Source organism: Streptomyces roseofulvus, assembly GCF_039534915.1.
GTDB classification, from domain to species: domain Bacteria; phylum Actinomycetota; class Actinomycetes; order Streptomycetales; family Streptomycetaceae; genus Streptomyces; species Streptomyces roseofulvus.
Genome location: NZ_BAAAWE010000001.1, coordinates 851,581 through 876,951, shown reverse-complemented (window position 1 = coordinate 876,951; position 25,371 = coordinate 851,581). Strand labels below are relative to the sequence as shown.

The window sequence follows — 25,371 nt, the reverse complement described above, 5'->3', positions numbered from 1 at the left end:
CACCCCGTACTCAACTCCGCCGCCCCGCCCACCTGGTGTCCGGCCCCCACCGCCCGCCGTCTACGCTGACCGGACGGGACCACGACGGCGAAGGAGGCGGGCGGTGCGAGCGACGAAGCGCCCGACCCTCCGCACCCCGAAGCCGACCCTGCCGGCCCGCCTCCTCCCCGCCCTCCTCTGCGCCCTCTGCGCGTTCCTCACGACACCCGCCCCGGCGCCGGCGTTCGGCGGCGCCCCGGGGAAGTCCGTCGGTGCGCTCGCTCCGGCACCGCTGCCTGACGGCCCGTCGGCGGCCGCGGCCGCCGACGGGGGCGACTCCGGCGCCGACGCGGTGCCCGCCGAGGCGGTCGAGCCGGGCGACGCCGTCGAGCACGTCGTACGGTTCCCGGTGCCGCCCGCCGCGCCCGTGCTCGCCGCGGACGCCGTCGAGCCGGCGGCGGACGGGCGTGCGGCGGGGGACCCGCGGCGGGAGCGCGCGCCGCCCGGCCTCCCGTACGACCCCACGGCCCCCCGCGGCCCACCCTCCACCCGGCACAGCTGACGCCGTTCCACCGCGCCGCCGTCCGGGCCTCCGGCATGCCCGCCGCCCGGCCACGCGCGCGTACCCCAGCTCGCCCCGCACGGACCGCCGCCCCGGCGCGCGGCCGTGCACCGCCCGTGGAGACCCCATGCCCTCGTCCGCCGTGCTCCGGCGCGCGCTCCTCGCGCTCGCCGTCGTCGCGCTCGCCCTCTGGACCGCCCTCACCACCACGCCCCGCCTCGGACTCGACCTCCGCGGCGGCACCCGGATCGTCCTGGAGACCCGGGACGCCCCCGGCCTCCGCGCCGACGCGGAGGCCACCGACCGCGCCCTCGAAGTGCTCCGCAAGCGGGTCGACGGCCTCGGCGTGGCCGACCCTTCGCTCGCCCGCTCCGGGGAGAACCGGATCGTCGTCGAACTCCCCGGCCTGCGCGACCCGCGCGCGGCCGCCGAACTCATCGGCCGCACCGCCCAGCTCACCGTCCACGCCGTCACCGGCACCGCCGCCGCGCCGACGGAACGGCCCGCCGCCGACGGCTCCCGCGTCCTCCCCGACCCCGACGCGCCCGGCCACCTCGCGCTCGCCGCGCCCGCCCTCACCGGCGACGGGGTGAAGAGCGCCGACGCCGTCCTCGACACCACGGGCGGCCGCGGCTGGACCGTCGACCTCGCCTTCCGCGACGGCGCCGCCGCCGACTGGGCCCGCCTCACCGGCCAGGCGGCCTGCGCCCCGCCCGGCGATCCCGCCCGCCGGGTCGCCATCGTCCTCGACGGGCGGATCGTCTCCGCCCCCGCCGTCCAGTCCGGCGTGGCCTGCGGCGTCGGCATCGCCGGCGGCGCCACCCAGATCACCGGCGGCTTCTCCGCCCAGCAGGCCCGCGACCTCGCCGCGCTCGTCGAGGGCGGCGCCCTGCCCGTCCCCGTCACCACCGTCGAGCAGAGCACCGTCGGCCCGACCCTCGGCGCCGACGCGATCCGGGCCAGCGCCCTCGCCGCCGTCATCGGCCTCGCCTGCACCGGCGTCTTCGTCATCGCCGTCTACCGGCTCCTCGGCCTCCTCGCCACGATCGCCCTGCTCCTCTACGGACTGATCTCGTACGCGGCCGTCGTCGCGCTCGGCGCCACCCTCACCCTGCCCGGCCTGGCCGGCTTCGTCCTCGCGGTCGGCATCGCCGTCGACGCCAACGTCCTCGTCTTCGAGCGCGCCCGGGAGGAATACGCCCTCCTCGGCCGCGCCGCCGCTCTCCGGGACCCGCGCCGCCCGCTCGCGGCCGCCTTCGGCAAGGCGTGGAGCGCCGTCGCCGACTCCAACGTCACCACGCTCCTCGCCGCCGCCCTCCTCTTCGCCTTCGCCACCGGTCCCGTGAAGGGCTTCGGCGTGACCCTCGCCCTCGGCGTCCTCGCCTCGATGGTCACCGCCATGGTCATCACCCGGCTGCTCGCGGACGCCGCCCTCGCCCTGCCCGCCGTGCGCCGCAGGCCCGCGCTCACCGGCATGGCGGCCCCCGGCCGGCTCCGCACCCGGCTGGGCCGCCGGTCACCCCGGCTGATGGCGCGCCGGCGCCGCTGGTTCACCGTCAGCACCGCGCTGCTCCTCGTGGCGCTCGCCGGGATCGGGGTGCGCGGCGTCGAGCTGGGCGTCGAGTTCACCGGCGGCCGGGACGTCCGGTACGCCGCGACCCGTCCGGTGGACGCCGACGCGGCCCGCCGGGCGGTCGCCGCCGCGGGCTTCCCGGACGCCGTCGTCCGCACCGCCGGAGACGGCGGCCGGGAGGTCACCGTCCGGCTGGGGGAGACCGGCGACGCCGCCCAGGAACGCGTCACCGAGGCGCTCACCGGGGCGGCCGGTCCCGTCACCGTCGTACGCGACGACCTCATCGGCCCGAGCCTCGGCGACGAGCTCCGCGGCCAAGCGCTGCTCGCGCTCGGCCTCGCCGTCGCCGCCCAGCTCGGCTACCTCTCCGTGCGCTTCCGCTGGACGTACGCGACCGCGGCCGTCGCCGCGATGGCGCAGGACGTGCTGCTGGTCGTCGGTCTCTTCGCCTGGCTCGGCAAGCCGGTGGACAGCGTGTTCCTGGCCGCGCTGCTGACCGTCGTCGGCTACTCGGTCAACGACTCGGTCGTCGTCCTCGACCGTCTCCGCGAACTGCGCCGCAAGGGCGGCCGCACGCCGCTCGCGGAGCTGGCCGACCGCGCCGTGGCCCAGACCCTGCCGCGTACGGTCAACACCGGCATGGGCGCCCTCTTCGTCCTGGCCGCCCTCGCCGTCCTCGGCGGGGACACGCTCACGGACTTCTCGGTGGCCCTGCTCGCCGGCGTCGTCCTGGGCATGGCGTCCACGGTCTTCACCGCCCTCCCCCTGACGGTGAGCCTGGAATCCCGTGCCCCGGCCCCCGCCCGCCCCGCGAGGACGAGGACCACCGACCGTACGGGCGCGGTCGTCTGACGGACCGTGCCGCCGGCCGCGGCCACCCGCGAGGGCGGCCGCGGCCGGGCGTCAGCGCCCGTACGCGGCGGACCGCCGGAAGACCGTCACGAACGCCGTGTTCACCACCGCCACGCCCCCGAACACCCCCGCCCACGTGCCGTGCCCGAGACCCGCCAGGGCCAGCGCCGCCGCCCCGAAGACGAGCGCCTTCACCGCCAGCACCCCGGCGAGCGGCACCCGGAACCGTGCCCTCGGCGCCGCGAACAGCCCCCAGAGCGTCGCCGCCGCCCCCGGCACCGCCACGGCCGCCACCAGCCGCAGCCACACCGGCCCGGCCGCCTGCCACCCCCACCAGGCGAGCACGCCCAGCGCCAGCATCTCCCACACGAACGCCAGGAGATCGTTCAGCACGTGCGCGGTCCTCATCGGACCTCCTCTCGCCGGAGAGCCCCGGAGCCCGCGCCCCGAGGCGAACACGTGATCGTAGAGGCCGTGCACCCCGCCCGCCCAGCGACTTCGGCGCATCCCGCCGCCGGACCGCTGTCGGTGCCCCCGACTACCGTGCCCGGGCATGGGATTCACCAGCGTCTGGGCCGTCACCGCCCACCCGGACACCACGATCGCGGCACTCGCCCCCCGCCTGCTCCCCGCCCTCCGCGCGGACCGCGCCCGGCCCGGCGCGCGGGAGCGGTGGGAGGCGTGGCAGCGGGCACCCCTGCCCGACCACCGCACCTGGTACGCCGCCGCCTCGGCGTCCGGGGCCCCGCCGGCCGATCCGGCGGCGGTCGAGGCGTTCCACGCGCTCACCTGCCCGGGACCGGCCGTGGACGACGTCTGCAGCGGCGTCCCGGACCCCGGATTCCGCGTCGTGGACGACGTCTGGGACCAGGACCTCGCCGAGGAGGACGGGTTCTTCTCCGTCCACGCCAAGGAGTACGCGGTCTCCTCCCTGTTCCACTCCCTCGGCCCCGCCCGCGCCGCCCTCCTCCCCGGCTGGTGCGGGAACTTCCTGCTCACCGCCGCCGAGGCGGCCGCCGCGCTCCCGGCGGTCGAGCGGGCCTTCGCCTTCCCGGCCGCCGAGCGGGCGGCGGCCGAGGCACGGGACTGGCTCTGGTACCCGGACGGCGAGGAGTCGGTGCTCGACGGACCGCCGCGGGTGTGGCGGGCCGCGGTGGCCAAGGGGTACGGGCTGTGCGCGGTGGCCGTCCACGTGTCATGACGGTGCGAGAGGGGTGCGCGCCGGAGGGGGCGGGGGTGACCCCGGCAGCGTTGGGTCGTTGCACGCGTGACAACGATCACAACGGTGAGGACGTGGAGGTGGTTTTCGTGAGCGTTCAGCAGGCCACGGAGGTGACGACCTGGGTGCTCGACGACCCGGAGGACGTACGGGAGGCGGCCGAGGCGCTGGCCGCGGGGCGGGCCGTGGCGCACGGGTTCGGCAACGTCTACGCGCTGACCTTCCGTACCGATCGGGAGACCGTCGAGCGGGTGAACCGGATCAAGGGCCGCCCGGCGGGGCGGACCGCCGGCCTGGTGACCGTGCCCGAGCGGATCCCGGCCGCCTTCGACTGGACCCGGCTCCCCGAGGGCGTGCCCTGGCAGCAGGTGCGGTCGCTGACGGACGAGCTGCTCGGGCTCGGTCCCATCGGGCTGCGGGGCCCGGCGGCCGACCGGGTGCCCGGACCGCTCGTCGCCACGGACGGCGGAGCCCGTACCGTCCGGGTCGTCGTGCCCGGCACCCGCTGCCCCTCGCACGCCTTCCTCGGCGCCGCGCTCGCGCGCACCGGCGGCGACTTCCTGGCCGTCACCTCCGCGAACCGGGCCCAGGAGCCCGCGCACTGGCGGGCCGACGGCCTCGTCGACGAGTTCGGCGCCGAACCCGAGGTCAGGATCCTGGCGCCCGCCGACGAGGAGGCCGCCCGCCGGCGCCACCCCTTCCACCGGCCGACCCCCGTCAGCGTCGTGTCCTTCCACCGCACCGCCGGGCACACCCGCTCCGGCCTGCCCGTGCTCGTCCTCGAACGGCACGGCTCGCTCTCGGCCGACCACATCCGCGCCGTCGCCGCCAACCACGGCTTCGGACTGGCCGCGGCCCCGCACGCCGTCGCCCCGCTCACCCCCCGGGCGTACGGCCTCGCCTGACCCGGCGGCACCGGCTCAGCCCGCCGGCCCGTCCAGCGCGATCTCCGCCCACACCGTCTTGCCGTCGTCCTCGTAGCGGACGCCCCACGCGTCCGACAGCGTCGAGCAGATGTGCAGGCCGCGGCCGCCCTCGTCCCCGGCCTTCGCGTGCCGCAGGTGCGGGGCGATGGCCGCGCCGTCGCGGACCTCCACGGTGAGCGTGGACTCGCCCCGGAGCAGCCGGAGCGTCACCGGCGGGGCGCCGTGCCGGACCGCGTTGGTGACGAGTTCGCTCACGATCAGCTCGACCGTGAGCGGGTCCGCCCCGAGCCCCCACTCCCGTACGCGTTCCTCCGCCGCGTGGCGTACCGGCGCCACCGCCGACAGCTCGCCCGGCACCTCCCACTCGGCGACGTCGCCGGCCGGCAGCCGCAGGGTGCGGGCCACCAGCAGGACGCGTTCGGGCGCGAGGAGGGCCGCCAGGTCGTCCGCCATCGGATGGGGGCCGCGGTCGGGGAGGGCCAGCGCCGCCGCGATCCTGGCCGCGGAGGGGCCGCCGCCGGCCCGCTCGGAGGAGGCCAGGCACAGGGTGGTGCCCTCCGGCAGCAGGTGGGACGCGCAGGCGAACGGCGGCCCGTCGCCGCCGAGCAGCGGCCCCTCGTCCACCAGGTCCGCGTCGAGCGAGCCGTCCGGCCGGACGGCGACGCACAGCGAGGAACCCGCCCGGGCGATGTCGAGGCGCCCGGTCACCGGGTCGTGCACGGCGATCGTGCAGCTCGCCGCCGGCTCGTCCGGGTCGTGCGCCGGCCCCTGCTCGCGGGCGAGGCGCTGCGTCACGGTGTGCAGCCGGGCGAGCAGTTCGTGCGGGGCGAGGTCCAGCGTCGCGAGGCTGTAGACGGCGGTCCGCAGCCGGCCCATGGTCGCCACCGAACTCAGCCCCGGTCGCTCCACCTGACCCACCACCAGCGCCACCCGCGCGCCCGGCAGCGGGATGACGTCGAACCAGGAGCCCGCCCCGGTGCCGCCCGGCCGGTGCCGCTGGGCGAGCTCGACCGCGTGCCGGGTCTCGCCCTCGGGACGCAGCGGCCAGGACTGGAGCGCGGTCATCACGATGTGCTCGCGGGTGAAGCGGAGCGCGTTCTCCAGACAGGTCGCCGTGTGCGCGGTCACCCCCTCGGCCAGCGCGAGGTCGTCCTCGGTGTACGGGTCGGCCTCGGGCGGCCGCCGGAAGGCCACCGCCCCCAGCAACTGTCCGCGCACCGCGAGCGGCGCCACCAGCCGCACGCCGTCCCCGGCGGGCACCAGCTCCGGCTCGTCGGGCAGCCGCTCGCCGAACAGCCCCGGCAGCAGCACCACCCCGGGTTCCGGCAGCGGCCCGTCCGCGCGGACGGCCCCGGAGCCGCCCACGGCGGTGCACCGCAGCAGCGGCGTCTCGCCCGCGCGCCGCAGCTCCGGCGGCTTGCCGCGCAGCACGGCGTCGGTCAGCGCGACCACGACGGACCCGGCGAAGCCGGGCACCGTCACCTCGACCAGCTCGTGGGCGGTCCGCTCCACGTCCAGGGTCCGGCCGATCCGCTCCCGCGCCTCGTAGAGCAGTGCCAGCCGCTGCTCGGCCCGGACCCGCTCGGTGACGTCCATGACGGTGGCGACCAGCCCGATCGGCGGCTCCGTCCCGTCCGCCTCCGGTGCGCACAGCGGGTACACGGAGACGGAGTAGACGCGCTCGTGCTCCGGTTCGTGCGGCGGGCGGCCCGGAACGAGGACGTCCCTGAGGGGCGGCCCGCCGTCCAGGACCTCGCGGAGCACGTCCTCGTGCACGTCGACGCCGAAGGCCCGGTACACCTCCGCCGCCGGTCGCCCCAGGACGTTCTCCGGGGCGACGCCCCGCGTGGCGAGGACCGCGCCGGTGACCCGTACGAGCCGCAGCTCCCGGTCGAGCACGTGCACCCCGACCTCGGTCTGCCGGAACACGGTGTCGAGGACGGCGCCGTCGGGCACGGAGGGAACGTCCTCGACCATGTGCACCCCTGCCAGCGCTCGACACCCGGTTCAGGCCCAGTCTGGCCGCTTCCCGGTCTCTCCGCCTGTCGCCACCCCCGCCGCCGTCAGCGGGAGGCCGGGGGGATCAGGAGGAGGCCGGTGCCGAGGGAGCGTTCGCCGGAGGCGTCGGAGGGCTGGTTGACGATGCCCGCCGCCGTCGCGAGGACGCTCGAACCGCCGCCGTCGAGGTTGAGCGCCTCCCGGGCGCCCAGGGCGCGCATCAGGCGCGCGGCGCCGTCGATGCCCAGGCCCTCGCTGACGCCCGGGCGGCGGCCGTCGGCGACGACCAGCATCAGACGGCCCCGGTCATCCACGCCGATCATGGACCGGGGGTTGGCGCGGACCGTCCACTCGTAGGTGAACGACTGGTCGGGGCCCTCGCGGACCACGCCGTCGGCGACCGCGTTCACCGCCACCTCGCCGTCGCGGACCAGCGCCGGGCCCACCTGGAGGACGGTCGTGTCGCGGTGGAGCGGGACCGGGCGGCCCCGGCCGTCGCGCACCCGCTCGTCGAAGGCGAGCGTCGCGCCCACCCGCACCGCGCGCAGCAGCCAGGCGGCGCTGTCGCCGGTGGCCTGGAGCGTCGATCCGCCGGGCGGCACCGCGGCGCCGCGGCGGTCGTGGACGGCCGTCACCCGACCCCGGGCGTCCAGGACGGCCTCCGCGCCGGGGCCGGCCGGGGGCGCGCCCCACTCGGGGGTGAAGCGGACGAGTTCGCTGTCGTCGGTGCACCGGACGTCGTGCTGCGGGCGCTCGGTCGGCAGGTCGCCGCCGACGCCGCCGCAGTTCCAGATCGACCCGGGGACCCGGTTGACGCCGTCGACCTCCGCCGTCTCCCGGCCCGCCGTGACCGTCACCCGGGCCGTGAAGGTGTCGACGGAGAAGGCCCGCCCGCCGCGCTCCAGCCGGATGCCGGACCGTCCCTGGGTGGCCGAGCCGAGCAGCCGGCCGTCGCGGACGTAGAGGCCGCCGGGGGCGCTGTCGTAGAACCACTGCCCGTTGATCCCGGCCACGGCCCCCGTCGCGTCGATCAGCGCGGTGAGCCGTTCGGTGCCGTGGAGGGTGGGGCCGTGGCCGGTCTCCAGCCGGCCGCCGAACTCGTCGAGGTTGATCCGCAGGACGTGGACGCGCTGCGGCGCGTCGTCGTCGGTGCCGTCCTGGGCCGTGTAGCGGGTGCGGGCGGTGAACCCGGCCGCCCGGAGCCGGCCGGCGAGCGCCGCCGCCCCGGCCTCGTCCGCGAAGCCGCCGGTCCGTACCGTCCAGCCGAGCACCGCCGGCCGCAGGTCCGCGTAGGCCGGGGTGGTCACCTCCTCCACGCGCGGATCGAACCCGGCCGCCCGCAGTGCCTCCGCCGCCCGCACCGCCGTCCCGTGCGGCCCGAGGGCCAGCGGCGCGCCGGCGAACGGGCCGTCGGGGTGCCGGGGGAGGTTGACCTGGACGGTCCACACGTGGCCGGCGTCCCTCCGCCCGTACGTGAAGGTGGTGAGCGTCACCCCCCGCGCCGGCGAGCTGGAGACGGCCGAGGCGCCGTCCACGGGGTGGCGCGGGACGGCCGGTCGGGCCTCCGCGAGGGGCACCGAGGCGGCCGACAGGACCGCCGCGGCCGCCAGGAGGGCGAGAGACCGGTGCTGCATGGGAGTCCTTCCGTCGTCGGAACGCACCTGGATACAGAGACAACACACCGTCAGTTACCGGAGGATGACGCAGAGTTCGACGTCCGCCGCAGACTCGTGGAAGGTTCGGTTCCCCTCCCTTCCCCGGCGGACGCGGCGACCGCCGGGCGTGGCGTCGGACATCACCCGCCCGCCGTACCCGCGCGACCGGCGGCGCCGGCCGTCACCCGCCCCGGCACCCCGCCGGGAGCGGATTCCCGCCCGGCTATCCTTCCGGCGTGGAGATCCCCTCATATGACGAAATCCGGTCCCTGCACCGGAAGCACGCCCCCAGCGACGCCGCCTTCGAACTCGTCTTCACCCACTGCGAGATCGTCGCCGCCATCGCCGACCAGCTGCTCTCCCGCTCCGGCGGGGGCGCCGACGCCGACCTCGTCCGCGCCGGCTGCCTGCTGCACGACATCGGCGTCTACCGGCTGTACGACACCGCCGGGCGCATCGACGGCACCGCGTACGTCACCCACGGCGTCCTCGGCCACCGGCTGCTCGCCGAGGAGGGCCTGCCCGAGGCCCTCTGCCGCTTCTGCTCCTGTCACACCGGCGTCGGCATCACCCAGGAGGACGTCCTCGCCCAGGGGCTCCCGATCCCGCCGGCCGACTACGTGCCCGTCACGCCCGAGGAGCGGATGGTCATGTACGCCGACAAGTTCCACTCCAAGTCCACCCCGCCGCGGTTCGTCTCGCCGGACAGCTTCGAGGTGCGCATCGGCCGCTTCGGCCCCGAGAAGGTCACCGCCTTCCAGGCCCTGCGCCGGCAGTACGGGGATCCCGAACTGGACGCGCTGGCCGCCGCGTACGGCCACGCCGTGACCTGACCGCCCGGCCGGGATCAGCTGGTGGCCGCGAAGAGGGTGACCACCGTCGCCGTGGTCACCGCCGCCTGCATGTCCCGGATCGCCTCCCGGACCCCGTCGGTCGCCCACTGGCCCTCGGCGAGCTCCGCCATCCGCGCGGCGATCTCCTTCCGCGGCTCCCCGGGGAACGCGAGCCGGTGCAGCTTCGCCCCGTGCACCAGCGCGACCAGCCCGGCCGTCCGCTCGTCCGGCGCGGCGCCGTCGAGCACCACCGCGCGCAGCCGCTCCCGCAGCTCCCGCTCGGCCGAGCCGTCCGCCTCCGGGTAGCGCCGCACCGGGAACAGGCCCAGGACCCGGTGCTTCTCCTCCACCACCAGCCCCCGCTCGCAGAGCCGGGCGACCGTCGCGGCCGGCGCCTTCGCCTGGTCCTTCGTCAGCCACTCCGTGACCTTCGGCGCCCTCTGTCGCTTCGCCGCCCAGGCGGTGATCAGCGCCAGCCGCTCGTCGAGCAGCGGCTCCCCGGTGGGGTCCTCGTCCGTGACGGCGATCCGCCCGCCGGACACCGACACCCGCCCGGCGAACGCCAGCTCCAGCAGGATGCCGCCCGCGACCGCCCAGGCGGCCGCCTGCCGCTCCTTCGCCTCCCCGGACTCGTCGTCCAGCGACAGCAGGGCGATCTCCTCGGCGAGCGTGATCGTCATCGGCATCCTTCCAGGTGGGGGCGCCGGACGGGCTCCGGCGGCTCTGCCCGGGAGGACGGGCTGACGGCCCGTCCGGTTGCCTCCGGGCGGACGGGAACGTCCGTACGGGGCCGGCCGGCGGGCCGTTGTCAGTGGCGGCTGTCACGCTGGGGCCATGGACAGGCAGAGCGACAGTCCCAGGGACAGGGGGAAGGACGGCGGCATGGGCGGGGACCGTGACGAGGAACTGCTGCGGGGCCGGGTCTACGGGCAGGACCACGACGACCCGCGCCCCGGACCGCGCCCCGGGCGCGTCTACGCGGAGCTGGTCGGCGGCCCGCTCGACGGGCTGCTGCTCGACGTGACCGACTGGACGGGCGAGGAGATACGCGCGGGTGCCGTCCTGGAGACGGAGCTGGGCCGGTACGGGGCGGGCGGCCGCGCGGTGTACGGTCCGCGGGACGGCGACCCGGGCCGCTTCGACTGGACGGGCGACACCCGCTGACGCGCGAGGGCCGCCACCCGCCGTCCGGGCCCGGATACCAAGGGCGGGCCGGGGCACCGAGCGCGGGCAGGGCACAAAAAAGGGCGGGAGCACCTCCCGCCATGTTCAAGGTATAGCGCAAGGGGGGCCTTGCGGCAAGGCCCCCCGGATGCCGCACAATCGCACACCTACCCCGTCACCTGCCGAAACGAGATTCCCCGCGTGCCCATGCCGCTGCGCACCACCGGTCCCTTCCAGCTCCCCGACCGTCTCGCCGCCAAGGCCGCCCCCGCGCTCATCGCCGACGACGAGCAGCACTTCGCCGCCATCGCGGAGAGCCTCGACCAGGCCGTCGCCGAACTCTCCGAGCGGCTCGACGCCGTGCGCCGCGCGCCCGGCGGGGCCGGCCGCGAGGCGATGGAGCGCGACCTGGAGGTCCACCGGCTCTCCGGCCGCCTGCGCACCCTGCGCCGCTTCGGTCTCGACCTCTGCCTCGGCCGGATCGTCTCCGCCGACGGCTCGGAACCCCTCTACATCGGACGCCTCGGCCTCACCGACAGCTCCGGGAACCGGCTCCTCGTCGACTGGCGCTCGCCCGCCGCCGAGCCCTTCTTCGGCGCCACCCACGCCCACCCGATGGGCCTGGCCAGCCGCCGCCGCTACCGCTGGAACGGCGGCGCCGTCACCGACTACTGGGACGAGGTCTTCACCGAGGGCGGCCTCGACGCGCACGCGGCCCTCGACGACCAGTCCGCCTTCATCGCCAGCCTCGGCACCAACCGCTCCGAGCGGATGCGCGACGTGCTCTCCACCATCCAGGCCGACCAGGACGCCATCGTCCGCGCCGGCTCGCGCGGCGCCCTGGTCGTCGACGGCGGCCCCGGCACCGGCAAGACCGTCGTCGCCCTCCACCGCGCCGCCTACCTGCTCTACTCCGACCCCCGGCTCGGCCACCGCCGCGGCGGCGTCCTCTTCGTCGGCCCCCACCAGCCCTACCTCGCCTACGTCTCCGACGTGCTGCCCAGCCTCGGCGAGGAGGGCGTGCGCACCTGCACCGTCCGCGACCTCGTCCCCGAAGGGGCCACCGCCGGCCCCGAGAAGGACCCGGAGGTCGCCCGGCTCAAGTCCTCCGCCGCCCTGGTCCGCGGCATCGAGAAGGCCGTCCGCTTCTACGAGGAGCCGCCGGCCGACCCGACCCACGTCACCACCGACTGGGGCGACCTGACCGTCACCCCCGAGGACTGGGCGGAGGCGTTCGACGCCCCCGGCCCCAGCACCCCGCACAACGAGGCCCGCGAACTGATCTGGGAGGAGCTGGTCGCGCTCCTCAGGGAGAAGGCCCGCGGCGAGGTCCCCGAGATCCTCTTCGAGCGGGCCCTGCGGAGCGACCGGGAGCTGGTCTCCACCCTCGACCGGGCCTGGCCCATGCTGGAGCCCACCGACCTCGTCGGCGACCTGTGGACCGTCCCCGCCTATCTGCGCCTGTGCGCCCCCTGGCTGGACCGGGACGAGGTGCGCGCCCTCCAGCGGGCCGACGCCCAGGCGTGGACCGAGTCCGACCTCCCGTACCTCGACGCGGCCCGGCAGCGGCTCGGCGACCCCCGGTCCGCCGCACGCAAGCGCCGGGAGAAGGCGACCCTCGCCGCCCGCAAGGAGCGGATGGCCGGCGTCATCGACAACATCGTGCGCTCCGACGACGACGGCGAGGGCGCCGTCACCATGCTCCTCGGCAAGGACCTCCAGGACAGCCTCGTCGACGACGCCGGCCTGCCCGCCGCCGCCACCGACCCGCTGGCCGGTCCCTTCGCCCACGTCGTCGTCGACGAGGCCCAGGAACTCACCGACGCCGAATGGCAGATGCTGCTGCTGCGCTGCCCGTCCCGCAGCTTCACCGTCGTCGGCGACCGCGCCCAGGCCCGGCACGGCTTCACCGAGAGCTGGCGCGAGCGCCTGGAGCGCGTCGGCCTCGACCGGATCGAGACGACCTCGCTCAGCATCAACTACCGCACCCCCGAGGAGGTCATGACGGAGGCCGCGCCGGTCATCCGCGCCGCCCTCCCGGACGCCAACGTGCCGACCTCGGTCCGCGCCTCCGGCACCCCCGTCCACCACGGCACCACCGCCGAGCTCGACACCGTCCTCGACGACTGGCTCGCCGAGCACGCCGACGGCGTCGCCTGCGTCATCGCCGCCGAGGGACGCCTCCCCGCGCTCGGTGACCGCCCCCGGGTCAGGGCGCTCACGCCGAGCCTCTCCAAGGGCCTGGAGTTCGACCTCGTCGTCCTCCTCGACCCGCAGGAGTACGGCGAGGGCATCGAGGGCGCGGTGGACCGCTACGTGGCGATGACCCGCGCCACCCAGCGGCTCGTCGTCCTCACCACCGGCTGACCGGCGGGCGGACGGCCCGGCCGGTCAGGACGGCAGCCCGCCGCGCGCGATCACGTCCGCGTACCAGCGGGCGCTGTCCTTGAGGGTCCGCCGCTGGCTGGCGAAGTCCACGTGCACGATCCCGAACCGCTTGCTGTACCCGAAGGCCCACTCGAAGTTGTCCAGGAGCGACCACAGGAAGTAGCCCCGCACGTCCGCGCCGTCCTCGATCGCCCGGCGCACCGCCGCCAGGTGCCCGTGCAGGTACGCGACCCGCTCCGGGTCGCGCACCCGGCCGGACGGGTCCGCGTAGTCGTCGTACGCGGCCCCGTTCTCGGTGATCACCAGCGGCACGTCCGGCAGCTCGTCGCGCAGCCGCGTCAGCAGCTCGTACAGCCCGTCCGCGTCCACCGGCCAGTCCATCGCCGTCCGGGGACCCGGCGCGGGCAGGAACCGCACGTGCCGTTCCGCGCCCGCCCACGGCGACGGCGACTCCGAGGAGCCCGCCGCGACCACCGTGGGGGAGTAGTAGTTGAGGCCCAGCGAGTCGATCGGCGCCGCGATCGCCGCCAGGTCCCCGTCCCGTACGAACGCCCAGTCCGTCACGCCGGCCGTGTCCCGCACCAGGTCCTCCGGCAGCCGGCCCCGGAAGACCGGGTCCAGGAAGACGCGGTTCGCCACCGCGTCGATCCGGCGCGCCGCGTCCCGGTCCTCCGCCGACTCGGTCAGCGCCCGCACCACGTGCAGGTTGAGCGTCAGCGAGACCTCCGCGCCGGCCGGCAGCCGCTCCCGCAGCGCCCCCACCGCCCAGCCGTGCGCCAGGTTCAGATGGTGCGCGGCGCGCAGCGCGGCCGCGTCGTCCGTCCGGCCCGGGGCGTGCACGCCGTTGCCGTAGCCGAGGAAGGCGGCGCACCACGGCTCGTTGAGCGTCGTCCAGGTCGCGACCCGGTCGCCCAGCCCGTCCGCGACGATCCCCGCGTACTCGGCGAACCGCGCGGCGGTCTCCCGGCGCGGCCAGCCGCCCGCGTCCTCCAGCTCCTGTGGCAGGTCCCAGTGGTACAGCGTCGCCACCGGCCGGATGCCCGCCTCCCGCAGCTCGTCGCAGAGCCGCCGGTAGAAGTCCAGGCCCTTCTGGAGCGCCGGACCGCGCCCGGTCGGCTGGACGCGCGGCCAGGCCACCGAGAACCGGTAGTCCGTCACGCCCAGTTCGCGCATCAGGGCCACGTCCTCGTGGACCCGGTGGTAGTGGTCGGCGGCGATGTCGCCGGTGTCGCCGTTGCGGACCTTGCCCGGCGTCCGGCTGAAGGTGTCCCAGATGGACGGCGTCCGGCCGTCCTCCGTGGCCGCGCCCTCGATCTGGTACGCGGCGGTGGCGGTGCCCCAGCGGAAGCCCTCCGGGAAGCGGAGCGTCGCGGGGGCGTCGGGGCGGGCGTCGACAGCGGTCATGGGGAGGCAACTCCAGGGAGAGGGGAGGAGGAAGGGGGCGGGGAGCGGGGTCAGCCCTTGACCGCGCCCTGCATGATGCCGCCGACGATCTGGCGGCCCAGCAGGCCGAAGACCAGCAGCACGGGCAGCGTGCCGAGCAGGGTGCCGGCCATGATCACCGACTGGTCGTGGACGTATCCGCCGCCGAGCTGGCGGAGCGCCACCTGGACGGTCGGCTCCTGCGAGGAGAGCGCCACGATCGGCCAGAAGAAGTCGTTCCAGGCGGCCATGAAGGTGAGCAGGCCGAGGACGGCCATGCCGGGGCGGGCGATCGGCACGACGATCGACCAGAAGATCCGGGCCGTGGAGGCGCCGTCGACCCGGGCCGCCTCGATCAGTTCGTCGGGCAGCGACTGCACCAGGTACTGGCGCATGAAGAAGACGCCGAAGGCGGAGACGAGACCGGGCAGGATCACCGACTGGAGCTGGTTCACCCACTGGAGCTCCGCGATCAGCATGAAGAGCGGGATGACGCCGAGCTGCGGCGGGATCATCATCGTGCCCACGGTGACGGCGAGCAGCGCGCCCCGGCCACGGAAGCGGAGCTTGGCGAAGGCGAACCCGGCGAGGGTGCAGCAGAGCACCGTGCCCACGGTGATCGAGCCGGACACGATCAGGGAGTTGAGCAGCGCCTTGCCGATGTCCGCCTCGGCGAGGACGGCCTCGAAGTTCCGGATCAGATGGGGTCCGGGCACCAGGGACGGAGGCACCTGGGCCAGGTCGGCGTTGGTGCGGCTGGCCGCGACGATGGTCCAGTAGAACGGGAAGGCCGAGACGAGGACCGCCAGGATCAGCACCGCGTACGCGAGCGGGCCGGCCTTCAGGGTCCGTCCGGCGCCCGACCGGCGGGGGCGGACGGGGGGCCGTCCCGTGGGGGAGACGACCGGCGCGGGCGGGTCGGCGAGCGCGGTCATCGGCCGGCCTCCTTGCGGGAACGGCGGCGCGCGATCAGGGCGTTGACCCCGACGAGCACCAGGATCAGCAGGAACATCACCCAGGCGATCGCGGCCGCCCGGCCCAGGTGGAAGAAGCCCCAGCCCTGCTCGTACATGTACAGGCCGAGGGTCTGGTACTGGTGCGAGATGCCGCCCGACATGGAGCCCTCGAAGAGCAGCGGCTCGCCGAAGAGCTGGGTGGCGCCGATCGTCGACACGACGACGGTGAAGAGGATGGTCGGGCGCAGCCCCGGCAGCGTCACGTGGAAGAACTGCCGCCACCGGGAGGCGCCGTCCATCTCGGCCGCCTCGTACAGCTCGGACGGGATGGACTGCATGCCGGCGAGGTAGATGAGCGCGTTGTAGCCGGTCCACCGCCACACGACGATGGTGGAGACGGCGATCTGGGAGGTCAGGGTGCCCGACTGCCAGTCGATCGGACCGACGCCGACCAGGCCGAGGACGTAGTTGAAGAGTCCGAAGTCGCGGCCGAAGAGCTGGGCGAAGACGAGGGTGGCGGCGGCGACCGAGGTGGCGTACGGCAGCAGCATCGCCGTCCGCAGGAAGGTCCGGCCGCGCAGCCGGTGGTTGAGCAGATGGGCCAGCGCGAGGGCCATCACCAGCTGGGGGACGGTGGACAGGACGCCGATGGTGAAGGTGTTGCGCAGCGCGGTCCAGAAGAACTCGTCGCCGAACAGGGCGGTGTAGTTGCCCAGCCCGCGCCACTCCATGGCGCCGGGGTCCTGGAGCTCGACCCGGTGGAGCGAGACGTACGCCGTGTAGACCAGCGGGAAGAGCCCGAACGCGGCGAAGAGGGTGAAGAACGGGGCGACGTACGTGTACGGCGACACGGCGCGCCAAGCCCGCCGGAGGACCGGCTGGCGCGGGACGCTGACGGCTTTCGCCGAAGCGGTGAGGGTCACGGTGCGGCCCTTCGGGAGACGGTCACGGGAGGAAAGGTAGGGAGGAGTGCGGAGGGGGGACGGCCGGGGCGGGGGGAGCCGCCCCGGCCGGGACGGGCCGGGCCTTCGGCGCCGGGGTTCGGGACGGGCGGTGTGGCGCCGGGGCCTGGTCCGGGCGGTGGAGTGCCCGGGCCCGGACCGGTCGGGCCGCCTGCCGGGCTCGGGTGGCCCGGGTCCGAGCCGAGCCGGAGCCGGTCCGGCGCGGACCGGGCCACCTGGACCGGGGCTTGCGCGGACGGTTCCGTCGGGGCGGATCCTGGTCGGGTCGGGTCCACCGGGACCCGCCTGGGCGGGCCGTGTTCCCGAACGGGTCCTGGACGGGCCGCCGGCACCGGCCTGTGCTGCCGGGCCGGGGCCCGACCCGATCGGGGTCACCGGATCGGCCCCGAACAGGCCGGGGTCGCCGGACCGGTTCCGCGAGGGCCGGTCCCACCGGTCCCGCTCCGGCCGATGACGGACCGGCCGTGCCGGATCGTCACCGGCCGGTCCGGGGCGACCGGGACGGTCCGTCCGGGTGCCCGCCGAAGCCCGGCCCAGTGGGGCGAAGCCCGCCGAGCGGGGATCCGGCGGGGCCGGAGGCCGTCGGACCGGGTCCGCCGGACCAAGCCCCGCAGGGCCCGGTCCCGCAGGACCGGATCCCGTCGGCCGGGGCCGCACCGGCCCAGGCTCACCAGGCCCCGGCGAGGCCCGTCGGAGCACCACCCGCCGCTACGGCGGCGACCGGTCGTCACGCCCGTCGGCGCGCGGGCGCCCCGCGGAGGCGGGTCCCGCCAGGGGCCGGGGTCAGCCGAGGGTGTTCGCGACGCCCTTCTTCGCGTTCTCCCAGGCCTTCTCCGGGGCCAGGCCCTTGCGTTCGACCTCGCTCAGCGCGTTGGTGATCTGCTGGTTGATGTTCTGGTCGTGGATGCCGAGGACCTGGACCGGGGCCGCCTTGGCCGCGTCGCCGAAGATCTTGCCGATGGGCGCGCCGGAGAAGTACGGGTCCGTGGTGTCCGCGACCTCGGCGATGGCGCCCGTGGAGGAGGGGAAGTTGCCCTGCTTGGCGAAGATCTTGGCCTGCTGCTCGGGGGCGGTGAGCCACTTGATCAGCTCGTACGCCTCCTTCTTGTGCTGTGCGGCGCGCGGCACCGCGAGGTACGAGCCGCCCCAGTTGCCCGCGCCGCCGGGCAGCGCGGCGATGTCCCACTTGCCCTTGCCGCCGTCGCCGGCCTGGCCCTTGATGTAGCCGAGCATCCACGCGGGGCAGGGGATGGTGGCGAAGGATCCGGCGGCGAACGCCTGGTTCCACTGCGGCGACCACTGGTCGAGCTTGGCGCTGAGGCCGGCGTCGCTCGCCTTGACGGAGGTCTCCCAGGCGGTCTTCAGGGCCGGGTTGGTCTCCCAGATCAGGGCGCCGGAGGCGTCGTAGTAGCGCTCCTTCTCCTGCCCGATCATGATCGAGAAGAGGCTGCCGACGCTGTCCAGCCAGGCACTCTTGGCGGGCGCCTTGGCCTTGTACTGCTTGCCGAGCTCCAGGTAGCCGTCCCAGGTGGACCAGCGCTTGGCCAGTTCGGCGCGGTCGGTGGGGAGTCCGGCCTGCTTGAACAGGTCGGTGCGGTAGCACATCGCCTCGGGGCCGACGTCGGTGCCGAGGCCGAGGACCTCGCCGTTCTTCCCGGTGGCGGCGGCCCACTTGGCGTCGGCGAACTGGCTCTTCAGTCCGTCGGCGCCGTACTTCCGCAGGTCCTCGAAGCGGTCGGCCTGCTGCTGGGTGACGGAGGCGATCCGGCCGACCTCGATGCCCTGGACGTCGGCGAGGCCGCCGCCGCCGGCGAGCCGGGTCTGGAGCGACTTCCAGTAGTCGGCCTCGTCCTCCGTGTCGGTCTGCTTGATGGTGACGCCGGGGTGGAGCTTCTCGTACTCGGCGTAGAGCCCGGCCTCCTTGTAGCCGAAGGAGCCGAAGAGGTCGACGGTGATCGTGACCTCGCCGCCCGGCTTGTCGGAGGCGGTGCCGGTGGAGCCGGATCCGCAGGCGGCGAGCAGGGAACCGGCGAGCGCGACCGCTCCGAGGCGGAGGGCGGCCTGGGTGGCGGCTCGGGTGATGGGCATGGACGGGCTCCCTTGGCATCGGGACGGATCGGGGGAGGGGCGAGGGACGGCTCCGGGTCCTCCCGGAGAGACCGGAGGGACGCTTGAGAGCGCTCTCAAGGACGGTCTGGAGCGTGCCCCGACTCTCCCGTTCCCGTCAAGACTCGAAGGCGTAACGGCTCCGAATCGAAGGGTTCCTACGGAGCTGTCGCCTCAACTCGGCTTCGTGTCCCTTCTCTTGACGCTCAGGTTTCGGGAGTTTTACGTTGCGCACTGCTGAGAGCGCTCTCAGGCTCCGTCGAGCCGACGGACGAAACTCATGAACCCCCACGAACCCCCCTTCGAGCCAACGAGGTGCTGTACGTGTCAGCTCCCCGCTCCCGACCGGCCGCGTCGCTGGTCCTCGCCGCCGCCCTGGCCGCCGCCGGTCTCGTACCGGCCACGGCCGGGCCCGCCTCCGCCGCCACCGTCCCCGTGGGCGCCGGCGGGTACTCCGACACCCGCCCCGCCGGAACCTCCGGCCCCACCACGAACACCGGCACCCCCGTCACCCCCAAGGTGACCGCCGCCGCCAAGGACCGGCCGGTCCCCACCAACGACTGGTGGTCGTCGCTCGCCTTCCAGCGCTACGGCGACAACCCGTACTCCACCCCCATGTACGGGCACCCCCTCACCTACCAGGCCGTCGCCGGCGGCCTCCAGATCGGCTACCCCACCACGCCCGCGATCGTCGGCGACGGACGGCAGTACGAGTTCGCCCACAAGGCCGACCTCACCCTCGGCCTCACCGGGCTCAACTCGCCCGACGCCAAGGCCGACGACTGGTCCGACTGGACCGTCACCCCCCTCTGGTCCGACGGCGCCCGCACCCTGCGCACCACCATCGGCCACGGCATGCCCTTCGTGTACGCCAAGGGCACCGGCGGCGACGCCCGCATCACCACGGCGTCCACCCCCACCGTCTTCGCCGACCAGGGCAACGTCCTCGGCATCACCGTCGCCGGCCACCACTACGCCCTCTTCTCGCCCTCGGGCACCGACTGGAACGTCTCCGGCACGACCGTGACCGCCGGCCTCGGAGGCAAGGACTACTTCTCCGTCGCCGTCCTGCCCTCCACCGACGCGCTCGCCACCTTCCGCAGGTACGCCTTCAGCTTCGTCACCGGCTCCCGCGTCAGCTGGGCGTCCTCGGGCGGCCGGATCAACGCCACCTACGCCCTCACCACCGAGGCGAAGGAGGGCACCGAGACCGGCACCCTCCAGGCGCTCTACCGCCACCAGTGGCTCAACACCACGGACGCCCTCACCCCGTACACCTACGTCTCCCCGCGCGGCACCATGAAGGTCCGCGAGGGCCGGACCTTCACCACCAGCCGCAGGCAGGCCGCCGTCCTGCCCGGGCTGCCCGCCTCCGGTGCGGTCGACCAGGCGCGGCTGCGCACCTACCTCAACGAGGTGGTGAACGCCGCCGACCCGTTCTCCGGCGCCACCGACACGTACTGGACCGGCAAGGCCCTCGGCAAGCTCGCCCAGCTCGTGCCGCTCGCCGAGCAGCTCGGCGACACCGCGCTGCGCGACCGGCTGCTCGGCCTGCTCAAGGGCCGGCTCCAGGACTGGTTCACCGCCGGCGGCGCGAACGAGTTCTCGTACGACCGCACCTGGAAGACCCTGACCGGCTACCCGGCCTCCTACGGCAGCGACACCGAGCTCAACGACCACCACTTCCACTACGGCTACTACGTGTACGCCGCCGCGATCGTCGCCCAGTACGACCAGGCGTGGGCCGCCGACTCCGCCTGGGGCGGCATGGTCAAGACCCTGGTCCGCGACGTCGCCAACCCCAGCCGCACCGACACGGCCTTCCCGTTCCTGCGCGGCTTCGACGTCTACGCCGGCCACAGCTGGGCCTCCGGCCACTCCGGCTTCGCGGCCGGCAACAACCAGGAGTCCTCCTCCGAGTCCACCAACCTGAGCGCCGCGCTCGTCCTGTGGGGCTCCGCCACCGGCGACACCACCCTCCGCGACCTCGGCGGCTACCTCCTCGCCACCGAGTCCGACGCCATCGGCCAGTACTGGTTCGACGCCGACCAGCAGGTCTTCCCCGGCTCCTTCGGCCACGACACCGTCGGCATGGTCTGGGGCAGCGGCGGCGCCTACTCCACCTGGTGGACGGCGAACCCGGAGGAGATCCACGGCATCAACACCCTCCCGGTGACCTCCGGCAACGCGCTGCACATGGGTGCCTATCCGGGCGCGATCCGGCGCAACCTGGCCGAGATGGAGCGCGAGAACGGCGGCCCCGCCGTCGAGTGGCGCGACATCCTCTGGGAGTTCGAGTCGCTCGCCGAACCCGCCCGCGCCAAGGCCCGCTTCGACGCCGTCGGCGGCTCCTACACGCCCGAGGCGGGTGAGTCCCGCGCCCACACCTACCACTGGCTGACCACCCTGGACGCGCTCGGCGCACCCGACGCGTCCGTCACCGGCTCGATCCCCACCTCGGCCGTCTTCCTGAAGGGCACCGAGCGGACCTACGCCGCCCACAACCACGGCTCCGCGCCGGTCACCGTCACCTTCTCCGACGGCAAGTCCCTGACCGTACCGGCCCGTTCCACCGCCACTGGCAAGGGAACCGGCAGCATTCCCTGCGGCCAGCCCGGCGGACCGGCCTGCCCCGAACCAAGCACCGGCGACACCTTCCGGCTCAAGAGCGGCGGCCAGCTGACCACCGCCACCGACACCACCGCCGGCACCGACACGATCGCCTCCGCCGGCGGCGCCAACCACGACGGCACCCCGTACCAGCCGCTCGTCTACGAGGCGCGGAACGTCACCGGCACGCTCACCCCGGGCGCCGCCACCGCCTTCCGCCTCGCGGTGGACGCGGGCACCACCGTGGGCCTCGGCCAGCAGGTCCGGGTCAGCTACGACCTGACCGGCGACGGCACCTTCGAACGCACCGAGACCTACCACTACTTCGCCACCGACCCGGTGACCGGCTGGGAGCGCTACGACCAGACCCGCGGCCTGAAGTCCGCCACCGGCACCCTCGGCGACCTGCGCGGCGGCACCGTCCGCGTGGAACTGTGGAGCGCCATCGGCAACGGCCCGTCCACGGTCAGGACGGGCACGGCCGACTCCGTCGTGGTGATCCCCTTCGACTGAGCGGGCGCTACGCCGACGCCCGGCGCACCAGCGTCGTCGGCGTGATCAGCGGGTCCGGGGCGGGCGCCCCGGACCCGTGCTCGTTCAGCAGCCGCATCAGCAGCCGGACCATCAGCCGGCCCATGCCCTCGATGTCCTGCCTGACCGTCGTCAGCGGCGGCTCCGTGCGCTCGGCGATCGACGCCACGTCGTCGAAACCGACCACGGCCACGTCCTCCGGCACCCGCAGCCCGCGCTCCCGCAGCACCCGCAGCGCGCCCGACGCCATCAGGTCGTTGGCGGCGAACACCCCGTCCACGTCCGGCCGCCGGCCGAGCAGCTCGGCCATCGCCCGGGCGCCGCTCTCCGCCGTGAAGTCGCCCTGGCACAGCAGGTCCGGGTCCGGCGCCCCGAGCGCGTCGCGCCAGCCGTCGGCGCGGTCGACCGCCGACGTCTGGTCGCGCGGCCCGGCGAGGTGCGCCACCGTGCGGCAGCCCCGGTCGACCAGGAGCCGGACGGCCTCGCGGGCCCCGCCGCGGTTGTCGCAGTCCACGTACGGCATGTCCGGGCCGATCCCGTCCGTCGGCCGCCCGCCGAGCACCGTCGGGACCTTCGCCCGGCGCAGCACCGCCGCCAGCTCGTCCTCGTCGTGGAGGGAGAAGGCGAGGGCGCCGTCGACGTGCCCGCCGGCGAGATAGCGGGCGATCCGGTCGTAGTCCCCCGGGCTCTCCACCCAGAGCAGCACCAACTGCGAGTCGTGCGCCGTCAGTTCACGACTGATGCCGCGCACCTGCTCCTGGAAGAAGGGGTCGGAGAAGATCCGGAACTCCGGCTCGGCGATGACCACGGCCACGGCGCCGTTCCGCCGGGTGACCAGGGTGCGGGCCGCCAGGTTCGGCACGTACCCGAGCTCGTCGACCGCCTGCCGGACCTTCTCGACCAGCGGGGCGCGCACCCCGGCGCCGCCGTTGACGACCCGCGAGGCCGTCGCCCGCGACACGCCCGCGAGGGCCGCGACGGCCTCCAGGGTCGGGCGCGCCCCCGTCGTCTGCTCGGCCACGTGGGGCCCCCTTCATCTGCTCGGTCCGGGAGCGGGCGGCTGCCCGGACGGACCGCGTGATGTTCCGGCACCAGGATATCCGTACGGGTGAGCGGCTTGAGAGCGCTCTCTGGACTCTTCCGCGTTCAGTCCGCCGCCGGGGCGAAGGAGACGATGCGGGGCTGGCGGCGCGTGTCCTCGCCGCTGACGTGCGGGGGCATCGCGAGGATCCGTCCGCCGACGTGGAGCACGGGCCCGGTGAGGGTGCTGTACTCCGCCTCGGCCGCCGCCGCGGGGTGTCTCATCAGCACCTTCTCCCCGCCCGCTCCTTCCCGGCCGAGGAGGAAGGTCCGGCCGGGCCTGCCGGCGGTGGCCGACTCGTAGACGAGCGTGCCCGAAGCGGAGGGCGAGCCGACCGGTGTGAGGATCCTGCCGTCGTGGTTCTGGATGCCCCGGACCAGCTTCCCGGTCGCCAGGCTGTAGGCGCCGACCCGGTCGGTGCCGCCGACGTGGACGAGCCCGTGGGTGACGAAGAGTCCCCGGCAGGGCTGGAGGCCGGCGTCGATCCCGGCGTACGGGCAGTGCTCGAAGCCCTTGGGGCGCGGGTCGATGGTGCGGCGGAGCTCGCCGCGCTGCCCGAGCGCGACGATCCGCCAGTCCTCGGCGGGGGTCTCGTTGTCGAGCGACGTGTAGACCACCGGGTCGACGGAGATCACCCGTTCCACCTTCCGGCCGGCCGGTGTGCGGTGGCGCCAGCGTACGGCGCCGGTGCGCGGGTCGAGTTCGCGGAGCAGGCTGTATCGCCTGCTCCGGTCGACTCCGAGCGCGCAGGTGGCGCTGACGAGCAGCCGGGTGCCGCCGGCCACCCGGTCGGGGTGGCAGCGGCCGGGGTTCTCGGTCGGGATGCCGAAGAGCCGGACGCCGTCGCTCACGCGGTACGCGGCGGCCCCCGTGCCCTCGGCGACGGCGAGGGTGTCCCCGCTGATCGCCGTGTGGACGATGAGAGCGGGCGTGTCCCGGGCGGGGTCCCGCAGCAGCTCCTTGCGCCAGCCGGCCTTCCCCGTCCGCAGGTCGATCTGCTGGAACCGGTCGCAGGTCGCGCCCCGTTGGGAGCCGCTGCTCGCGAGGACGACGACGATCCGGCCGTCCGGCGTCGGGTTGGCCGGCACCTCGCAGACCGGGGTGGGCAGGGTCAGGTTCCACACCTCGGCGCCGTCGGAGAGCCGGTAGGCCGTGACTTCGCGGTACAGCGCCTGGACGACGGTGTCGCCGACGATCCAGGGGCCGTCCACCGGGACGGTGCGCCGGGGCAGGTCGGTGGTGTCCGAGGCGATCCACGCGGTGGCCTCGCCGGGGCGGCGGGAGGCGGCGAGCTCCCGGGCGTCGGGGACGTGGATCGGCGCGGGGGCGGGGAGGGCGGGTTTCGTGGCGGGGGCGGGCGGGGGCGCGCCGGAGGGTGTCGCGGGGGTCTCCAGCGCGGTCGCCGGTTCCGCGCGGCCGTTCACGTGGTCGTACCAGCCGATGCCGGTCACCGCCGCGGCGAGCAGCGCCAGGCAGACGGCGAGCGCGGTCAGCCCCCGGTCGCCCCGGGAGCGGGGGCTCGGCGCGGGTGCCTGCCCCGGCGGGCCCCAGGGCGGCGGCGTGTACGGCATCGGGAGTCCCCCTGTGGGTCACCAGCGGAGCAGAGCACAGTTCTAGAACAAGATTCTGTTTCACCCGTAGCATAGCGACGCGGACCGACGACACCGACGGCAGACCGGGGGAGACCATGGTGCGGACAGGCGCCGAACGGGGCGACGGCGAACGGCTGATGAGGGAGGCGGCGGAGCGGGCGGGGCTCGGCGCGCACCGTGGCGGGCACGCGTCCTCGGCCCCCGCGCGGAACCGGGGCGCGCTCGGGGTGGGGATCCTCGCGGCCGTCCTCGCCGCGGCCGTCGTCGCGTCCCTCGCCGGCGGCTACCGGGCCCTCGCGCTCGTCCCGGGAGTCTCCCTGGCCCTCTGCGTGATCTCGCTCCTCGGTCACCTGTTCTTCGGCGCCCGCACCGGTGACGCGCGCCTGGAGCAGTACGAGGGCGGACTCGTCGTCCACCTCAAGGGCCGGATCAGGGTGGTCCGTTACGCCGACACCACGGTGCTCGACCACACGGTCCGCCGCACCCGGTACGGCCGGACCCTCTCGGTCACGTACTCCTTCGGCCTCACCGACACCGAGGGCCGCAACCTGGTCGTCGGCAGCCTCTTCGCCGGCGGCGACGTCTGGGGCCCGCTGCTGCGCTACGACGCCGCCCGCGCCCAGCTCCCCGACGCGCTCGCCCGCCTCGACGCCGGCGACCGGCTCACCTTCGGCATCATCTGGCTCAACGCCGCCGAACTCGGCTCCGGCCGTACCTCCGCCCCCTGGCGCCTGGTCGGCGGGGTCGAGGTGGAGGGCGGCACGATCACCATCCGGGCCGAGGGCCGCCGGGGCCCGCTGGCCGTCGCCCCGACCCGCTACACCCCCAACGTGTCCTTGCTCCTGGCCCTGACGGAGACCCTCCGCGCCACGGGGCCCGAACCGCGCCCTCGCTGACGGGATCTCGGGAAGCGAGGGCGTGAACTTCCTTTGGCCCGGCGGCACCCCGGCGACCGGGCGTTC

The 25,371-nt window shown here is 75.1% G+C and carries 19 protein-coding genes; 9 read left to right on the top strand and 10 right to left on the bottom strand.

Translation table 11 applies throughout. The annotated features are described in order from the left end of the window. The first annotated feature begins 103 nt into the window (after positions 1-103). Together ABFY03_RS04035 and secD are read left to right on the top strand one after the other, a co-directional pair. A complete protein-coding gene (locus tag ABFY03_RS04035) occupies positions 104-541 on the top strand; it encodes a hypothetical protein (protein WP_319012017.1) in 438 nt (145 codons plus the stop codon). 127 nt (positions 542-668) lie between these two features. Further along, positions 669-2,966, top strand: coding sequence for a protein translocase subunit SecD (secD, locus tag ABFY03_RS04030; RefSeq protein WP_346169190.1), 2,298 nt, complete (start codon positions 669-671; stop codon positions 2,964-2,966). A gap of 51 nt (positions 2,967-3,017) precedes the next feature. On the opposite strand, the gene ABFY03_RS04025 is transcribed toward secD, so the two are convergent. Beyond that, positions 3,018-3,374, bottom strand: a complete 357-nt coding sequence (locus ABFY03_RS04025) for a YrdB family protein (protein WP_346169189.1) — start codon at positions 3,372-3,374, stop codon at positions 3,018-3,020. Between the two features lie 145 nt (positions 3,375-3,519). On the opposite strand from ABFY03_RS04025, the gene ABFY03_RS04020 reads away from it, so the two are divergent. Next, positions 3,520-4,167, top strand: coding sequence for a hypothetical protein (locus tag ABFY03_RS04020; RefSeq protein WP_346169188.1), 648 nt, complete (start codon positions 3,520-3,522; stop codon positions 4,165-4,167). 107 nt (positions 4,168-4,274) lie between these two features. Beyond that, entirely contained in the window at positions 4,275-5,090 is an 816-nt protein-coding gene (locus ABFY03_RS04015; protein ID WP_319012021.1) for a hypothetical protein, read from the top strand. 15 nt (positions 5,091-5,105) lie between these two features. On the opposite strand, the gene ABFY03_RS04010 is transcribed toward ABFY03_RS04015, so the two are convergent. Together ABFY03_RS04010 and ABFY03_RS04005 are read right to left on the bottom strand one after the other, a co-directional pair. After that, positions 5,106-7,088 (bottom strand): SpoIIE family protein phosphatase, encoded by a 1,983-nt coding sequence (locus tag ABFY03_RS04010; RefSeq protein WP_346169187.1) that lies wholly within the window; start codon positions 7,086-7,088, stop codon positions 5,106-5,108. Between the two features lie 86 nt (positions 7,089-7,174). Next, on the bottom strand, positions 7,175-8,743 hold the full coding sequence (locus ABFY03_RS04005) for a phosphodiester glycosidase family protein (protein ID WP_346169186.1): 1,569 nt from the start codon (positions 8,741-8,743) through the stop codon (positions 7,175-7,177). Between the two features lie 257 nt (positions 8,744-9,000). Here ABFY03_RS04005 and ABFY03_RS04000 point away from each other — a divergent pair, with 257 nt between their 5' ends. Then, on the top strand, positions 9,001-9,597 hold the full coding sequence (locus tag ABFY03_RS04000; RefSeq protein WP_319012024.1) for an HD domain-containing protein: 597 nt from the start codon (positions 9,001-9,003) through the stop codon (positions 9,595-9,597). A 14-nt stretch (positions 9,598-9,611) separates the two neighbouring features. On the opposite strand, the gene ABFY03_RS03995 is transcribed toward ABFY03_RS04000, so the two are convergent. After that, complete coding sequence (locus tag ABFY03_RS03995) at positions 9,612-10,277, bottom strand: GOLPH3/VPS74 family protein (RefSeq protein ID WP_319012025.1); 666 nt, start codon at positions 10,275-10,277, stop codon at positions 9,612-9,614. A gap of 202 nt (positions 10,278-10,479) precedes the next feature. On the opposite strand from ABFY03_RS03995, the gene ABFY03_RS03990 reads away from it, so the two are divergent. Together ABFY03_RS03990 and helR are read left to right on the top strand one after the other, a co-directional pair. After that, positions 10,480-10,761 carry a hypothetical protein gene (locus tag ABFY03_RS03990; protein WP_319012036.1) on the top strand — a complete coding sequence of 94 codons (282 nt, stop codon included), beginning with the start codon at positions 10,480-10,482 and terminating at the stop codon, positions 10,759-10,761. Positions 10,762-10,968: 207 nt separating this feature from the next. Continuing rightward, positions 10,969-13,128 carry an RNA polymerase recycling motor ATPase HelR gene (gene helR / locus ABFY03_RS03985; protein WP_346172197.1) on the top strand — a complete coding sequence of 720 codons (2,160 nt, stop codon included), beginning with the start codon at positions 10,969-10,971 and terminating at the stop codon, positions 13,126-13,128. Positions 13,129-13,152: 24 nt separating this feature from the next. Here helR and ABFY03_RS03980 read toward each other — a convergent pair whose 3' ends face one another. The 4 genes from ABFY03_RS03980 to ABFY03_RS03965 all read right to left on the bottom strand — a co-directional run bounded on the left by ABFY03_RS03980 (position 13,153) and on the right by ABFY03_RS03965 (position 18,577). After that, the gene (locus ABFY03_RS03980) at positions 13,153-14,553 is read right to left on the bottom strand and encodes a GH1 family beta-glucosidase (protein ID WP_346169185.1); all 1,401 of its coding nucleotides are present in this window, start codon (positions 14,551-14,553) and stop codon (positions 13,153-13,155) included. A 50-nt stretch (positions 14,554-14,603) separates the two neighbouring features. Then, entirely contained in the window at positions 14,604-15,506 is a 903-nt protein-coding gene (locus ABFY03_RS03975) for a carbohydrate ABC transporter permease (RefSeq protein WP_319012027.1), read from the bottom strand. Next, a complete protein-coding gene (locus ABFY03_RS03970) occupies positions 15,503-16,450 on the bottom strand; it encodes a carbohydrate ABC transporter permease (protein ID WP_319012028.1) in 948 nt (315 codons plus the stop codon). The genes ABFY03_RS03975 and ABFY03_RS03970 overlap by 4 nt, the downstream gene beginning before the upstream one ends. Before the next feature lie 822 nt (positions 16,451-17,272). Further along, positions 17,273-18,577, bottom strand: coding sequence for an ABC transporter substrate-binding protein (locus ABFY03_RS03965; RefSeq protein ID WP_319012029.1), 1,305 nt, complete (start codon positions 18,575-18,577; stop codon positions 17,273-17,275). A gap of 342 nt (positions 18,578-18,919) precedes the next feature. On the opposite strand from ABFY03_RS03965, the gene ABFY03_RS03960 reads away from it, so the two are divergent. Continuing rightward, positions 18,920-21,718, top strand: a complete 2,799-nt coding sequence (locus ABFY03_RS03960; RefSeq protein WP_346169184.1) for a glycosyl hydrolase — start codon at positions 18,920-18,922, stop codon at positions 21,716-21,718. A gap of 7 nt (positions 21,719-21,725) precedes the next feature. On the opposite strand, the gene ABFY03_RS03955 is transcribed toward ABFY03_RS03960, so the two are convergent. Together ABFY03_RS03955 and ABFY03_RS03950 are read right to left on the bottom strand one after the other, a co-directional pair. Next, on the bottom strand, positions 21,726-22,757 hold the full coding sequence (locus ABFY03_RS03955; RefSeq protein WP_319012031.1) for a LacI family DNA-binding transcriptional regulator: 1,032 nt from the start codon (positions 22,755-22,757) through the stop codon (positions 21,726-21,728). 125 nt (positions 22,758-22,882) lie between these two features. Further along, a complete protein-coding gene (locus ABFY03_RS03950; RefSeq protein WP_346169183.1) occupies positions 22,883-24,388 on the bottom strand; it encodes an outer membrane protein assembly factor BamB family protein in 1,506 nt (501 codons plus the stop codon). A 116-nt stretch (positions 24,389-24,504) separates the two neighbouring features. On the opposite strand from ABFY03_RS03950, the gene ABFY03_RS03945 reads away from it, so the two are divergent. Continuing rightward, the gene (locus ABFY03_RS03945) at positions 24,505-25,305 is read left to right on the top strand and encodes a DUF6585 family protein (protein WP_346169182.1); all 801 of its coding nucleotides are present in this window, start codon (positions 24,505-24,507) and stop codon (positions 25,303-25,305) included. Positions 25,306-25,371: the final 66 nt, after the last annotated feature.